The sequence below is a fragment of the Pseudomonas sp. GW822-FHT02G04 genome (assembly GCF_058802085.1).
The window spans coordinates 23,525-38,024 of record NZ_JBXANU010000032.1 but is presented as its reverse complement, the minus strand read 5'-3'; the positions used below and the strand labels follow the sequence as shown (position 1 = coordinate 38,024).

Here is a 14,500-nt window from a genome sequence, read left to right as displayed (position 1 = left end):
CGAACCCCAAGCGGCAGATTGCTCGACCCCATAACCTCTATAACTATGCGGGCGTGCCCATGATTACCCTGAAACTCAATGGTCAAGATCATCAACTCGATGTCACCGAGGACATGCCGCTGCTCTGGGCGATCCGTGACGTGGCTGGCTACAACGGCACCAAATTCGGCTGTGGCATGGGCCTGTGTGGCGCCTGCACCATTCATATCGACGGCGCGCCTGCGCGCAGTTGCATCACGCCGATCGGCTCGGTGGTCGGCCAGAACGTCAGCACCATCGACAATCTGCATGCCGACCCGGTTGGCAAAGTCGTCCAGCAAGCCTGGCTCGATAGCGCCGTGGCTCAGTGCGGTTACTGTCAGGGCGGGCAGATCATGTCGGCCACCGCGCTGCTGAAAACCAACCCGAATCCCAGTGACGAGCAGATTGAGGAGGCGATGGTCGGCAACATTTGCCGGTGCGGCACCTACAACCGGATCAAGACCGCCATCCGCCAGGCATCCACTCACCTGAAGGAGGCCAAGGCATGAGCCAGCTACCGAATGATTTTGCGCTGAGCAATCTGAGCAACCTCAGCCGCCGCGGTTTCCTCAAAGGCGTGGGTGCCACCAGTGCGCTGGTGCTGGCTGCCAGTTGGGGCTGGCAAGACGCATTGGCGGCCGAAAAAGAAAAACAGTTCGGCGCCGATGGCATGCCCAACGGCTGGATCGATGACCCCAAGGTTTACATCAGCATTGCCGCCGATGGCAGCGTGACCGTGATCTGCAACCGCTCGGAAATGGGCCAGGGCGTGCGCACCAGCCTGACCATGGTGGTGGCCGATGAACTGGACGCCGACTGGGCGCAGGTCAAAGTGCAACAGGCGCCGGGCGACGAAGTGCGTTTCGGCAATCAGGACACCGACGGTTCGCGCAGCATGCGTCACTGGTACGAGCCGATGCGCCGTTGCGGTGCGGCCGCGCGGACCATGCTTGAGCAAGCCGCTGCCGAGCAATGGAAAGTGCCGGCCGGCGAATGCCATGCGCAATTGCACAAAGTCATCCATAAACCGACTGGCCGTGAACTGGACTACGGCGCGTTGGCCGCTGCCGCCAGTGCGCTCACGGTACCTGCGCGCGACAGCCTGCGACTCAAGCAGCCGTCGGAGTTTCGCTACATTGGCAAGGAAGGCACCAAGGCCATCGACGGTGCGGACATCGTCAATGGTCGCGCGGTCTACGGCGCCGATGTGCATTTCGACGGCATGCTCTTCGCCACCATCGCCCGTCCGGCGGTCTACGGCGGCAAGGTCAAATCCTTCGATGCCGGCGCTGCGATGAAAGTCCCGGGGGTGATCAAGGTTCTGCAAATCGAAAACCGTCCATTGCCGTCCGAGTTCCAGCCTCTTGGCGGTGTGGCCGTGGTGGCCAGCAACACCTGGGCGGCGATCAAGGGGCGCGAAGCGCTGAAGATCGAGTGGGATGACGGCCCCAACGCCAGTTACGACTCGATCGCCTATCGTAAGGAACTCGAAGCCGCATCGCTCAAGTCCGGCAAAGTGGTGCGCAATACTGGCAACATCGACCAGGCCATGAGCGCTGCCGACAGCACCCTCGAAGCTTCTTACTATCTACCGCACCTGGCGCAATCGCCGATGGAACCAATGGTCGCCATCGCCCGTTTCAAGGACGGTGTGTGTGAGGCCTGGGCGCCAAGCCAGGCGCCGCAAGTCACCCGCGAACGGATCGGCGAGCGCCTGGGCATTCCATTCGATAACGTCACGCTCAATGTCACCTTGCTCGGCGGCGGTTTCGGTCGCAAGTCCAAGCCGGACTTCGTCGTTGAAGCGGCGCTGCTGGCCAAGGAGTTCCCAGGCAAGGCCGTGCGGGTGCAATGGACCCGTGAAGACGACATCCACAACTCGTATTTCCACACCGTGTCTGCCGAGTACCTGAAGGCCAGTCTGAACAAAGACGGCCTGCCGTCCGGCTGGCTGCACCGCACGGTGGCGCCAAGTATCACCGCGCTGTTCGCGCCGGGGATGAACCATGAAGCGGCTTTCGAGCTGGGCATGGGCTTTACCAACATGGCGTATGCGATCCCCAACGTGCGTCTGGAAAACCCTGAGGCGACGGTCCACACGCGGGTTGGCTGGTATCGCTCGGTGTCGAACATTCCCCACGGCTTTGCGATTCAGAGCTTTGTCGATGAACTGGCGCACAAGGCGGGCGAAGATCCGCTCAAATATCAGATCAAACTGCTCGGCCCGGACCGTCAGATTGATCCGCGTACCTTGAGTGAGGAATGGAACTACGGCGAATCCCCCGAGCGCTATCCTATCGATACTGCACGGATGCGCACGGTGCTGGAAACCGCCGCCAAAGCCGCCGGTTGGGGGCGTAAGTTGCCCAAGGGCCGAGGCCTGGGCCTGGCGGTGCATTACAGCTTCGTGACTTATGTGGCGGCGGTGATCGAAGTCGAAGTCAAAGACGATGGCACGCTGATCGTGCACAAGGCCGACATCGCCGTGGATTGCGGCCCGCAGATCAACCCCGAGCGAATTCGCTCGCAGTTCGAAGGCGCCTGCGTCATGGGCCTGGGCAACGCGGTGCTGGGGGAAATCAGCTTCAAGGACGGCAAGGTCCAGCAGGACAACTTCCACATGTACGAGGTGGCGCGCATGTCCCTGGCACCGAAAGAAGTCGCCGTGCACCTGGTCACGCCACCGGGCAATGTGCCGTTGGGCGGGGTCGGTGAGCCGGGCGTGCCGCCGATTGCGCCTGCGCTGTGCAACGCGATCTTCGCCGCCACCGGCAAGCGCATCCGTAACTTGCCGGTTCGCTATCAGCTGCAAGGCTGGCAGAAGGCTGAAGCCTGATGGACAGCGTCGATCTGAACGTCCTGCGCAGCGTGCTGGAATGGCGCCGCGCCGGTCAGCGGGTGATGTTGTACAGCGTGGTCCAGACCTGGGGCACTGCGCCCCGGGCACCGGGTGCGATGCTGGCCTTGCGTGGCGATGGCGTGGTGATTGGCTCGGTGTCCGGTGGTTGTGTCGAGGATGACCTGATTGCCCGGCTGCACGATGGCCGTATCCCGGCCGATGGGCCGCCGGTGCAGTTGATTACTTATGGCGTCACTCGTGAGGAGGCCGCACGGTTTGGTTTGCCCTGCGGTGGCACGTTGCGTCTGACCGAGGAGCGCGTCGGCGATCCGGCGTGGGTTGCCCAGTTGCTGGCGCGCTGCGAGGCGCATGAAATCGTTGCGCGCTCGCTGGATATTGCGACCGGTGAAGTGGTATTGCAGCCGGCGAACAAGCGCGATGTGCTGAGTTTTGACGGCAACACACTGCGCGCCATTTACGGTCCGCGTTGGCGATTGTTGCTGATCGGCGCGGGGCAGCTATCGCGGTATGTCGCCGAGATGGCGCGGCTGCTGGATTTCGAAGTGCTGATCTGCGATCCGCGCACCGAGTTCGTCTACGGTTGGGAAGAGCAACACGGTCGCTTCGTCCCGGGCATGCCCGACGAAGCAGTGCTGAGCATCCAGACCGACGAACGCACCGCCATCGTCGCACTCACCCACGATCCGCGTCTGGATGACATGGCGTTGCTCACGGCCCTGGATTCCAGGGCATTTTATGTCGGTGCGCTGGGCTCGCAAGTCAACAGTCAGAAGCGCCGGGACAACCTGGCTCAGCTAGGCTTGTCACAACAGGCCATCGAGCGTTTGCACGGCCCGATCGGCTTGCACATCGGCAGCCATACTCCGGCGGAAATCGCCTTGTCGCTGCTGGCCGAGATTGTGGCGATCAAGAACGGCATCGAGCTCAAGCAGAAGAGGCCGTTGCAGGAGGGCGTATGAGTGACTCCATTGGCGTTATCGTTCTGGCCGCCGGGCAGGGCAGCCGGTTTCGACAGGTAGCGGGTGACGATAAGGACAAGTTGCTGGTGGACTGCACCGCCCGTGATGGCATCACCGTGCATTCGGTGATCGAGCAGGTGCTGGTGAATCTGCCGGCCGCACTCGAGAAGCGTGTGCTGGTCACCACCGCGGACCGCCCGCAAGTGATTCGCATGGCGCAGGCCTATGGTTGCGAGATTGTGCGGATCGAGTCGACCGGCCTGGGCGACAGCATTGCGGCGGGTGTGGCGGCCTGTTCGCAACTCGGCGGCTGGCTGATCATGCTGGGTGATATGCCGTTTATTCTGCCGTCGAGCATTGAGCAGGTCGTCGCGGCCATTGCGGATGACGCTATCAGCGTGCCGGTGCATGAAGGGCAATATGGGCATCCGGTGGGGTTCGGGCGAAGCTTCGGTCCGGGATTGATGGCGTTGACCGGCGATCAGGGCGCCAAGTCACTGTTCGCGCAGGCGAGGGTGGTCGAGGTGGCGGTGGAGGATCGCGGGGTGTTGTGGGATGTGGATGTTCCTGAGGCGCTGGTTTTTCAATAACGGTTGTCAGCGGGATTGCATTCGCACTTTCCTCGGAATAATCGGCTCTTCCTTTCGCCCATTCGTATTTATCGATGGGTGCCAGATATAAAACTCGTTATTCAGCGGGTTCTGTCCGACATACGATCATGTGGCGTGTGGTGTTCACAGTTGGGGTGAACATCCGGTCAGTACTCATTAGAAAAAAGAGCCTACATGATAAAGCACTATATGGATGCGTCGGTCAGTGTCAGCCCTTTGGAGCTGGACGGTGATATTCAGGAGTTGGGAGCATTGGAGCGGGCATTAAGTTCTGCAGATGTTTTTCAACCTGTTCCGCGTTATGTCAAAACACTTCGGTAACTTAGAAAGGCGTCGCAAACAATTAGTTGTCATCGCGACGAGATCAAGTTCGGGGTCACTTTTGGAGAACGTTTGAAAGAACTGGGTGACGACTTCGGTTTGTCCCCGGAGCACTTTTCGGTCAACACCAGTGGCTCACCGCTGCTCGTCAAGGAGCAGGTCGGAGAACACCTGATTTCGCCCACTCACTTTGAAAACGGTGCGTATTTCAGCCACCCCCATGCCGATCATCAACTCGATCACTCGGCACAGGAGTTGCCTTCGATCAAGATTGGACAGTATGTGCGTTTTGGTCGTAACGCCGCGGTCAATGCCGGCGGCGATGTGGATATAGGCGATGGTGTCTGGCTATCGCCGGGAAGTCAGTTACTGCGTCAGGACCATGACCCGTATGGCCGGCTCTCCATCGGCTCGCGGACTGTCGCGATGACGCGCCTGCCACCGGTGCGACTGTGCGATTACGCATGGGTGGGGCGTGAAGCGATTGTGGGCTGGAACGCGGATTATCTGGGCAAGGCAAGCATCGTCGGAATCCGTTCCTTCCTCAATACATGGGTCGGCGACTATTCCATCGTTGGCGATCAGGGAAAGGTCCTGCAATACCTGCCGTTCAAGGCTCACCTCATGGAAACCTACCAGCCGTCGATCGAGCAGACGCTGCAAGTCAGCAATTGGGCCGCGATCAATTCGGACTGGTTGATGATCTACCGTGACAGCCCGAAGCGCGAGACGCCGATATTGCCAGCGCCACTGGCGGAGTATCTCGACACGCCGGGCAAAAAGTCCGTATTGCTGATTGCCCCATCCGATAACGCTCAGCTTCAAGCGTTCGGTCAGCACAGCCTGGATGTCATTTCCAGTTCCAGGCAGCCGTTTGCCCACCACTTGCAGTGGGCTCAGGACTACGGCCATAAGCAGCTCAGATTGCGCGCCGATCTGGATTTTTCGAGGTTGCCATTCGCCTCGGCCGGCGACTTTCACTATCGCCGTCGATTGGGTTACTCACTGATTGTCGCCAACATTTCGCCTGTCGAGGCCGAGCCTTGCCGAGTCTATGTCAATGAACTGGCTCGGGTGCTGGCGACGCAGGCACTGTTGTTGGTGCCCATTACGGATGTGTTGCAGGCGCAACTGTCTGTGTATCAAGACTTGTTCCATCTGCAAGGGGAAGTCGAGTTCGACGGTGCCTCTTTCATGTTAATGAAGAAGATCTAACGGAGGCGTCAATGCCGTACTTATTACTTTCACTCGCTGCCGTGTTCTGGGGCGGTAACTATGTCGTCGGAAAGTTGATGGTTGTGGATGTTGATCCGGTGCTGCTGTCGCAACTTCGATGGCTGATTACCAGCGGTTTACTACTGCTGATTAACTATAAAGCCGTGATCGCCAGTTTGCCGGACGCCCGTAAGTCATGGTTGACCCTGGTTATGTTGGCGGTCTGTGGCCAAGTTATATTTCCGCTGACCTTGTATATCGGATTGCAATACACCAGTTCGTTGAATGCGGCGATTTACCTGTCGGCCACGCCGTGTCTGGTACTAGCCCTCAACCGTTTCGTTTTCGGTGATTTCATCTCCAGGTCAAACATGCTTGGGGTGGTCATCAGTACGGTGGGTGTGTTCTGGCTGGTGACGATGGGGCATCTGTCCGATTTGAGCTTCCTGGAAGGCTTCAACAAAGGCGATTTCTGGACCATGGCCTCGGCTGCCAGTTGGGCTGTCTATTGCTCCTTTTTGCGGACAAAGCCAAAAACCATCGCCGGCAATGCGTTCGTGACGTATTGCGCGGTGGTGGGGGCGCTGTGCCTGATTCCGTTCAGCCTGGGTATTTGGGCGTTGCACCCTGATCTGACGTTCAACCTGGGGCAGGGCGCTGCACCGTGGCTGGGCCTGGCGTATCTGGTGATCTTCCCGTCCTGGCTGTCGTACTTGTTCTGGAGCAAAGGCATCGGTGAAATCGGTGCCACCCGTGGTGAGATCTTCACTCACTTGGTGCCACTGTCCGGTGGGCTGTTCAGTATCGTGTTCCTCGACGTGCAACTGCACGCCTATCACCTGGTCAGTCTGGTGCTGATCGTATTTGGGGTGATCCTCTGTTCCATTAAAAGGCGGACACCGGTGATATTGCGCACGGAGGCGGCTTGATGGACAGAATCATCGATTCGGTTGACCGTCACGGTGTGCGGTGGGTGGGGATTGTGCAGGGCAAGGGGGTATCGGCTACGGTCTGGCAGGTCGAAGATGCCGAAAGTTCTCAGGCGCTGGCTGTGCGATTCATGCGTAGCAAGCAATCCTGGGAGCACTTCAAAAGCAACTTGTCCTTGGTAGCGGTGCCGCTTGAAGCGCTTTCATTGATGACCTTTAATGTGCCGCTGCGGCCCGTACGGGATGCCGTGTGCATGGTGAGCGGTTTTGGTTACACGCATCGGTCGGTCAATGGTCTGCCCATGCCTCAGCGGTCCTCGCCGGACTGGTACTACAAAGGCAACGGCAAAGGGTTGGTGGCCGCTTCCCGGGCGATCAAATCACCGTGTCATGCCAGTGGCGCGGGAATCGAGATCGAGTATGCCTGTGTGTACCTCATCGATGACTGCCGAAACCCCCGCTATATCGGTTACACCTTGGCGGTGGATTTTTCTGACCCGGTGCTGCGTCACACTCAACCCGGGCTGGCCGGTCTCTCCAAGTTGCGCAATACCGCGTTGTGCCACGAACTGGTGATCGCAGAACCACCGCGCTACTCAGTGGTGAGGAGTTCGATTGTCCGGCGTGGTGAATCCGTGTGGGACAAACAGTCGCTATTGGGGCTGGATCAGTTGATGTTTGCCAAACGTGAACTCGAAACCCTGTTGTTCCAGCATGAAGAGCTTTGCGAGCCCGGTACGGTTCACTATGTTTTGCTCGGTGCCTCATTAAGCACCGACAAGGATGCCTTTGAGTTGCAGCACGGTGACGTCATTCGGGCTAGCAGTCAGGAGGATGGACTGCAACTGTCCAATCTCTTCGAGGACGAGGTGGTGCGGCAATCGTGTAACTGCTGAGGGGGGCCGGCCCGTTACCCTTCCGTCAGCGGTAAGCGGGCCGGTTTTTCGAAGTCCAGCACCCATTGCGCCAGCGCTCTGGGGGCTGGTTTGCCAGGGTGATCGAAAAACACGAATTCGGTGGTCAGCGAGGCATATGAACCACTCAGGAAATACGTTTGCACCTGTTCACTGCGGCAGCACGAATCGACCAGTGACAACGGCACCAGGGCAACGCCCACGCCGTTGATCACATTAGAAAACAACAGCGGATAAGAGCCACACTCGATGATTTTTTCCGGGGTGATGTTACCCATAATGAATAGTTCGTCGAGATTACGTTGCGAAGCGCTGCGCCGGCTGTTGACCAGGAACACTTGGCCGCTGAACGCTTTCAGGTCCTGGATGGCGGGGTGTGCTGCGCTGTAGATCAAGGCCAGCGGATCGTTGAACAGCGTTACCCGGCGATAATGCGAAGGTGCAAAGCCTGCGCCGACAATCACTGCGTCGAGCTTGCCGGCCTCAAGATCCTTGAGCAGCGACTGTGTATTACCAATGCTGACATCCACTGCCAACCCGTCGGGATTGGCAACGATGCTTTGCAACAGGTTCTGGCGAGTAATAGTGAGGTTTTCGATGACCCCCAAGCGCACCCGTGTTTCGGTTTTTGTCTGGCTCAGGCTGGCTTGGGCGCGAGCAACCAGTTCGAGGATTTGTGAGGCGTAGGCATAGAGCTCCTTGCCCGGCGCCGTCATCGTGATACCGCGACCGGAGCGTTCGAACAGCTTGGTATCGAGCCGTGATTCGAGTGTCTTGATGCGGAAGGAAATACTGGATTGAGCTCGGTTTAACCTGATCGCAGCTTGTGTGACGCTGCCGTAGTCAACAATCGCTTTGAAAGCGTCCAGTTCAGCAATTTCCATAGTCTCGCACTCTTTGCTCCATAACGGGCCGAAGGCTTTCGGGCCGTGGCAGGACCTGGTTTGAGCCCTGCACCGCTCTATTCTGCACGTTGCACAGCTCTTTCGTAATACTTGCTTACAAATACTTAAGCGGATGTTTAGCGAGGAACGCAATCGCCTCGGCAATAAAGCGTTGCCAGGTAGCGACAGGCTTCAGTTTCTATGACAAAAAAAAGCCCCGCCTGGGATCACCAGGCGGGGCTTTTTAGTGGCCGATGGAATCAGGCGAGGGGTTTAGGCTCGTGCTCTTTTTCCAGGGCTTGCTCGTGTTGCTGTGCCGCTTCCTGAACGGAGCGCGGTGCTTCGTCGATCGCGGATTCAACCGGCTCGGCAGGGACTTCAGCGGCCGGGGCAGGGGCTGCCTCGACGACTTCAGCAACAACCGGTGCTGGCTCGACAGCGGCCGGAGCAGCAGCGGCAGCCAGTTCGGCTTCCTTCTGCAGACGCTCGGCTTCACGCTTGCGACGACGCACTTCACGCGGGTCGTTCGGCGCACGGCCACTTGGGGTCAGAGCGCTGACAGGAGCGGCTTCAGCCACCGGTGCAGCCTCTTCGGCAACAACTGGCGCTTCAACCACCGCTGGAGCAGGTTCGGCAGCAGCAACCACTGGTTCGGAGACTATGGTCTCAACAGCTGGGGCTTCAGCAACCGGGGCTTCAGCGACTGGCGCTGGCGCTTCGACGGCTACAGGCGGCTCGGCAACCCAGTTGAACGTGGTTTGTTCTTCACGAACTTCGCGAACTTCACGTGCCGGTTCAGCCACTGGCGCTTCAACTACAGGTTCTGCAGCAACCACTGGTTCAGCGGCAGCTTCAACTTCCGGCTGTGCTTCACGCACCGGTGCCACTTCGATTTCCGGAGCGGCGATGACTTCTACCGGCGTGGTCGCTTCAACCACTGGCGCTTCAACCGGAGCGGTTTCCAGAGTGGCGGCAGTGGCGCGTTCGGCTTGCTCGTTGGCTTGTGCTTCAGCAGGTGCGCTGATCACGGTGCTGGCAACGGCTGCGGTAACAGCCAGGCCGGCGGCCAGATCGGCAGCGCTTGGTGCTTCGGCGTTTTCAGCGGTTTCGGATTCTTCCGAGCCTTCGATCACGTTGCCGTTGGCATCGCGCTGACGCTCACGACGGTTGCTGCGACGACGCTGGCCACGGGAGCGGCGGCGTGGACGATCGCCTTCGGCGACTTCCTGACCGTCTTCCTGCAGTTGCTCTTCGTTGGTTGGCAACTCTTCTTCGGCTACGGCGGCAGCAGCTTGCTCGGTGCGTGGCTGACGTTCTTCACGCGGTGGGCGTGGAGCGCGTTCTTCGCGTGGCTGACGGGCCGGACGCTCTTCAGCGGTGGCAGCGGCGGCCGGAGCGGCATCCAGAGGCTCGCGCAGTTCACGAACCGGACGTTCTTCACGCTCGCCACGTGGCTTGCGATCTTCACGCGGTGCGCGCGGTGCACGTTCTTCACGAGGGGCACGTGGAGCGCGTTCTTCGCGGGCTACTGCTGGCGTTTCTTCACGGGCTTCGCGTGGTTGACGCTCTTCGCGTGGTGCGCGCTCTTCACGCGGTGCACGTTCCTCACGAGGCTTGCGCTCTTCATCGCGGCGACCGTTACGGTTGCGGCTCTGCTGACGACCGTTGCGACGTTCTTCGTTGCGGGCAGGGCGCTCGGTGGTCGCTGGTTTTTCAACCACAACCGGAGCAACAGGCTCTTCCTTGGTCGCGAACAGGCTGATCAGCGACTTCACCAGGCCCTTGAACAGGCTTGGCTCTGGCGCGGCGACCGGTGCCGCCACTGGAGCGGCGACGACTTCGGTCGGAACCGGAGCGTTGGCGCGGGCCGGTGCAGTCTTGACCGCGGCTTCCTGGCGAACCAGAGTGCGGGTCGCGGCGGCTGGCTGGACTTCTTCGACTTCGGCAGCGGCAGCAGCGATTTCATAGCTGGACTGATTGATGCTGGCTTCCGGGCTGTCATCGCGCAGACGCTGAACTTCGAAGTGCGGCGTTTCGAGGTGATCGTTCGGCAGAATGACGATGCGGGCACGGGTGCGCAGTTCGATCTTGGTGATCGAGTTGCGTTTTTCGTTGAGCAGGAACGCAGCCACCGGGATCGGCACTTGGGCGCGAACTTCGGCGGTACGGTCTTTCAGGGCTTCTTCTTCGATCAGGCGCAGGATCGCCAGCGACAGCGATTCAACGTCACGGATGATGCCGGTGCCGTTGCAACGCGGGCAAACGATGCCGCTGCTTTCGCCCAGCGATGGACGCAGGCGCTGACGGGACATTTCCAGCAGGCCGAAGCGCGAGATGCGACCGACTTGCACGCGGGCGCGGTCGGCTTCCAGGCATTCGCGGACTTTCTCTTCCACGGCGCGCTGGTTCTTGGCAGGGGTCATGTCGATGAAGTCGATGACAATCAGTCCGCCGATGTCGCGCAAGCGCAACTGACGGGCGATTTCTTCGGCGGCTTCAAGGTTGGTCTGCAGCGCGGTTTCTTCGATGTCGCTGCCTTTGGTGGCGCGCGCCGAGTTGATGTCGATGGACACCAGGGCTTCGGTCGGATCGATGACGATGGAGCCGCCGGAAGGCAGTTCGACGACGCGCTGGAAGGCGGTTTCGATCTGGCTTTCGATCTGGAAGCGGTTGAACAGCGGAACGCTGTCTTCGTACAGCTTGATCTTGCTGGCGTACTGCGGCATCACCTGGCGAATGAAGGTCAGGGCTTCGTCCTGGGCTTCAACGCTGTCGATCAGCACTTCGCCGATGTCCTGGCGCAGGTAATCGCGGATGGCGCGGATGATCACGTTGCTTTCCTGGTAGATCAGGAACGGCGCGGCGCGGTCCAGCGAGGCTTCTTTGATGGCGGTCCAGAGTTGCAGCAGGTAGTCGAGGTCCCACTGCATTTCTTCGCTGCTGCGGCCAAGGCCGGCAGTGCGAACGATCAGGCCCATGTCGGCCGGGGCAACCAGACCATTCAGGGCTTCACGCAGTTCGTTGCGCTCTTCACCTTCGATACGACGGGAGATACCGCCGGCACGCGGGTTGTTCGGCATCAGAACCAGGTAACGACCGGCCAGGCTGATGAAGGTGGTCAGGGCAGCGCCCTTGTTGCCACGTTCTTCTTTTTCGACCTGAACGATGACTTCCTGGCCTTCGCTCAGGACGTCCTTGATGTTGACGCGACCTTCGGGGGTTTTCTTGAAGTATTCGCGGGAGATTTCTTTGAGGGGCAGGAAGCCGTGGCGCTCAGAGCCGAAATCGACAAAGGCAGCCTCAAGGCTTGGTTCGATGCGAGTAATCCGGCCTTTATAGATGTTGGCCTTCTTCTGCTCGCGTGCACCGGATTCGATGTCCAGGTCGTAGAGGCGTTGGCCATCTACCAGTGCAACACGCAACTCTTCGGGTTGAGTCGCGTTAATCAGCATTCTTTTCATGTAGTACCGTCGGTTTCCGGGCTGCCGGAAACGGCGTTCGGCACACACGACTTCTCACGGTCGGTGTCAGGTGCGTCAGGAGTGGTTGGCCACTCCAGTGTCTAGCGAACCCCGGTCAATTGGGCCGGTGTCGCGACGTACGCGTCCTGCTTGCTGTGGCTACTTAAGCACTCAGTCAGGAGGAGGAATCAACCGGCGGCTGTGGACGAGATGAAGCGTCTTGATAAAGCCTATTGCTACACAGTCCAGCGGTTGTGCATCTCCACCCTACACGTATCCCTGATAATTCGGGTGCTGCCGCGCGCAGAATCCGCAGCGGGTTGGCATTTACCGTGAGCTCCGAAAGGGGAGGTCACGCATCATGGCTAATTTAGGCGTTGTTTCCGAAGCGTTCGCTCGGGGTTGTTTGCAGCTGACTGCACTTTGTGAACTGGCCGTGAATATTTGCTCGGAAGGCGAGTGAAAACTCTGCTTTGCGGCATGATTCAGGCCTTATGTCACCTGCGCTTGTTACAACTGCAAACTCTGCCGTTACGTAGCGAAAGCCCCGTAGGACGGCCTCTCGTCCTCGTGAATTGCGTTGGTCAGGGCCGGTTTTTGACCGTTAGTCCGCTGTCCAGGCCACTTTTGGCGGCGTTCGCGACTATAGCAGCAATGATTAAGTGCTTCAATTCCATAAAAAATTGTTATCATCCGCGCCATGACGACTACTGCCCCTTCGACCCCAGCCGTACAACTGCTGGAGGTCTCGCCGGAATATGCCGGCCAACGAATTGATAACTTCCTACTCGCTCGGCTCAAAGGCGTGCCCAAGACCTTGATTTACCGCATTTTGCGCAAAGGCGAAGTGCGAGTGAATAAAGGTCGGATCAAGCCCGAATACAAGCTGCAGGCGGGCGATATCGTGCGCGTGCCGCCGGTTCGCGTGCCTGAGCGCGACGAGCCCGTGCCGCTGGCTCAGGGGCTGCTGCAGCGCCTCGAGGCCTCGATTGTCTACGAAGACAAGGCGTTGATCGTGATCAACAAGCCTTGCGGCATCGCGGTTCACGGTGGCAGCGGCTTGACTTACGGGGTGATCGAAGCCTTTCGTCAGTTGCGTCCCGATTGCAAGGAGCTCGAGCTGGTTCACCGTCTCGACCGTGACACCTCCGGCCTGCTGATGATCGCCAAGAAGCGCAGCATGCTGCGTCACTTGCACACGGCATTGCGCGGCGATGGCGTCGATAAGCGCTATATGGCGCTGGTTCGCGGCAACTGGGCGGCCTCGATCAAGCAAGTCCGGGCGTCGCTGGGCAAGAGCAATCTGCGCTCCGGCGAGCGTATGGTTGAGGTCGACGAGGAGGAGGGCAAGGAGTCCGTGACCGTATTCAAGGTCCTGCGCCGCTTCGGTGACTTTGCCACCATGGTCGAAGCCAAGCCGATCACCGGTCGCACTCACCAGATTCGCGTCCATACTTTGCATGCCGGGCATTGCATCGCCGGCGACACCAAGTACGGCGATGAAGATTTCAGCAAAGAAATTCGTGACCTGGGCGGCAAGCGTCTATTCCTGCATGCCTACATGCTGACCGTGCCGCTGCCTGATGGCGGCGAGCTGAAGTTGCAGGCACCGGTCGACGAAATGTGGGCCAAAACCGTGGAGCGATTGAGTGCGCCCATCTGATTACAAGCTGCTGATTTTCGATTGGGACGGTACGCTCGCAGACTCCATTGGTCGGATTGTCGAGGCGATGCACGTGGCGTCCAGGCGCTCCGGCTTCCCGTTGCGTGATGATTTTGCGGTCAAAGGCATCATCGGTCTCGGGCTGCCGGAAGCGATTCGCACCTTGTATCCCGAGATCAGTGATGGCGAACTGGTAGCGTTCCGTGATTATTACGCGGAGCACTACATTGCGGCGGAGGCTGTTCCTTCGCCGTTGTTCGAGGGCGTGCTCGAGTCGATGGAAGCGTTTCGTGCTGACGGCTATCACCTGGCGGTTGCCACCGGCAAGGCTCGGCGCGGGCTGGACCGGGTGCTGAAAGCCCACGGTTGGGAAGATTATTTTGATGTCACTCGTGCGGCCGATGAAACGGCCAGTAAGCCCCATCCATTGATGCTCGAGCAAATTCTCGCCCATTGCGAGGTTCGCCCGGAGCAGGCGCTGATGGTCGGGGATTCGTCCTTCGATCTGCAGATGGCGCGCAACGCCGGTATGGATTCGGTGGCGGTCAGCTATGGCGCTCAATCGATCGAGGCGTTGCAGCAGTTCGAGCCACGACTGTCCATTAATCGTTTTTCAGAATTGCGCGCCTGGCTGAATCAGCGGGCTTAACGGGTTTTTGCAG

At 59.4% G+C, this 14,500-nt stretch carries 12 protein-coding genes; 10 read left to right on the top strand and 2 right to left on the bottom strand.

Annotated elements, in window-relative coordinates; all coding sequences use genetic code 11:
• Positions 1-59: 59 nt before the first annotated feature.
• The 8 genes from AC1RO5_RS27355 (at position 60) to AC1RO5_RS27320 (ending at position 7,812) form a co-directional block, all read left to right on the top strand.
• Entirely contained in the window at positions 60-530 is a 471-nt protein-coding gene (locus AC1RO5_RS27355; protein ID WP_007941956.1) for a (2Fe-2S)-binding protein, read from the top strand.
• Entirely contained in the window at positions 527-2,857 is a 2,331-nt protein-coding gene (locus AC1RO5_RS27350; protein WP_493178722.1) for a xanthine dehydrogenase family protein molybdopterin-binding subunit, read from the top strand. Before AC1RO5_RS27355 ends, AC1RO5_RS27350 begins: the two co-directional genes overlap by 4 nt.
• Positions 2,857-3,840: an XdhC family protein gene (locus tag AC1RO5_RS27345; RefSeq protein ID WP_493178721.1), complete on the top strand. Its 984-nt coding sequence runs from the start codon at positions 2,857-2,859 to the stop codon at positions 3,838-3,840. Before AC1RO5_RS27350 ends, AC1RO5_RS27345 begins: the two co-directional genes overlap by 1 nt.
• A complete protein-coding gene (locus tag AC1RO5_RS27340) occupies positions 3,837-4,430 on the top strand; it encodes a nucleotidyltransferase family protein (protein ID WP_493178720.1) in 594 nt (197 codons plus the stop codon). Before AC1RO5_RS27345 ends, AC1RO5_RS27340 begins: the two co-directional genes overlap by 4 nt.
• A 195-nt stretch (positions 4,431-4,625) precedes the next feature.
• On the top strand, positions 4,626-4,772 hold the full coding sequence (locus tag AC1RO5_RS27335; protein WP_493178719.1) for a hypothetical protein: 147 nt from the start codon (positions 4,626-4,628) through the stop codon (positions 4,770-4,772).
• Positions 4,773-4,844: 72 nt separating this feature from the next.
• Positions 4,845-5,987: an acyltransferase gene (locus tag AC1RO5_RS27330; RefSeq protein ID WP_493178717.1), complete on the top strand. Its 1,143-nt coding sequence runs from the start codon at positions 4,845-4,847 to the stop codon at positions 5,985-5,987.
• An 11-nt stretch (positions 5,988-5,998) separates the two neighbouring features.
• The gene (locus AC1RO5_RS27325; protein WP_493178716.1) at positions 5,999-6,916 is read left to right on the top strand and encodes a DMT family transporter; all 918 of its coding nucleotides are present in this window, start codon (positions 5,999-6,001) and stop codon (positions 6,914-6,916) included.
• Complete coding sequence (locus AC1RO5_RS27320) at positions 6,916-7,812, top strand: hypothetical protein (RefSeq protein WP_493178714.1); 897 nt, start codon at positions 6,916-6,918, stop codon at positions 7,810-7,812. Before AC1RO5_RS27325 ends, AC1RO5_RS27320 begins: the two co-directional genes overlap by 1 nt.
• 14 nt (positions 7,813-7,826) lie before the next feature.
• On the opposite strand, the gene AC1RO5_RS27315 is transcribed toward AC1RO5_RS27320, so the two are convergent.
• Positions 7,827-8,714, bottom strand: a complete 888-nt coding sequence (locus AC1RO5_RS27315) for a LysR family transcriptional regulator (protein WP_493178712.1) — start codon at positions 8,712-8,714, stop codon at positions 7,827-7,829.
• A gap of 260 nt (positions 8,715-8,974) precedes the next feature.
• Positions 8,975-12,175 (bottom strand): ribonuclease E, encoded by a 3,201-nt coding sequence (gene rne, locus AC1RO5_RS27310; RefSeq protein ID WP_493178710.1) that lies wholly within the window; start codon positions 12,173-12,175, stop codon positions 8,975-8,977.
• A gap of 700 nt (positions 12,176-12,875) precedes the next feature.
• On the opposite strand from rne, the gene rluC reads away from it, so the two are divergent.
• Positions 12,876-13,838, top strand: a complete 963-nt coding sequence (rluC, locus tag AC1RO5_RS27305; RefSeq protein ID WP_493178709.1) for a 23S rRNA pseudouridine(955/2504/2580) synthase RluC — start codon at positions 12,876-12,878, stop codon at positions 13,836-13,838.
• On the top strand, positions 13,825-14,487 hold the full coding sequence (locus tag AC1RO5_RS27300) for an HAD-IA family hydrolase (RefSeq protein WP_493178707.1): 663 nt from the start codon (positions 13,825-13,827) through the stop codon (positions 14,485-14,487). The genes rluC and AC1RO5_RS27300 overlap by 14 nt, the downstream gene beginning before the upstream one ends.
• Positions 14,488-14,500 lie beyond the last annotated feature (13 nt).

Coding starts and splice junctions, on each gene's coding strand:
- AC1RO5_RS27340 (WP_493178720.1), top strand. CDS start 3,837: ATGAGTGACTCCATTGGCGTTATCGTTCTGGCCGCCGGGCAGGGCAGC.
- AC1RO5_RS27355 (WP_007941956.1), top strand. CDS start 60: ATGATTACCCTGAAACTCAATGGTCAAGATCATCAACTCGATGTCACC.
- AC1RO5_RS27345 (WP_493178721.1), top strand. CDS start 2,857: ATGGACAGCGTCGATCTGAACGTCCTGCGCAGCGTGCTGGAATGGCGC.
- AC1RO5_RS27350 (WP_493178722.1), top strand. CDS start 527: ATGAGCCAGCTACCGAATGATTTTGCGCTGAGCAATCTGAGCAACCTC.
- rluC (WP_493178709.1), top strand. CDS start 12,876: ATGACGACTACTGCCCCTTCGACCCCAGCCGTACAACTGCTGGAGGTC.
- AC1RO5_RS27315 (WP_493178712.1), bottom strand. CDS start 8,714: ATGGAAATTGCTGAACTGGACGCTTTCAAAGCGATTGTTGACTACGGC.
- rne (WP_493178710.1), bottom strand. CDS start 12,175: ATGAAAAGAATGCTGATTAACGCGACTCAACCCGAAGAGTTGCGTGTT.
- AC1RO5_RS27325 (WP_493178716.1), top strand. CDS start 5,999: ATGCCGTACTTATTACTTTCACTCGCTGCCGTGTTCTGGGGCGGTAAC.
- AC1RO5_RS27320 (WP_493178714.1), top strand. CDS start 6,916: ATGGACAGAATCATCGATTCGGTTGACCGTCACGGTGTGCGGTGGGTG.
- AC1RO5_RS27335 (WP_493178719.1), top strand. CDS start 4,626: ATGATAAAGCACTATATGGATGCGTCGGTCAGTGTCAGCCCTTTGGAG.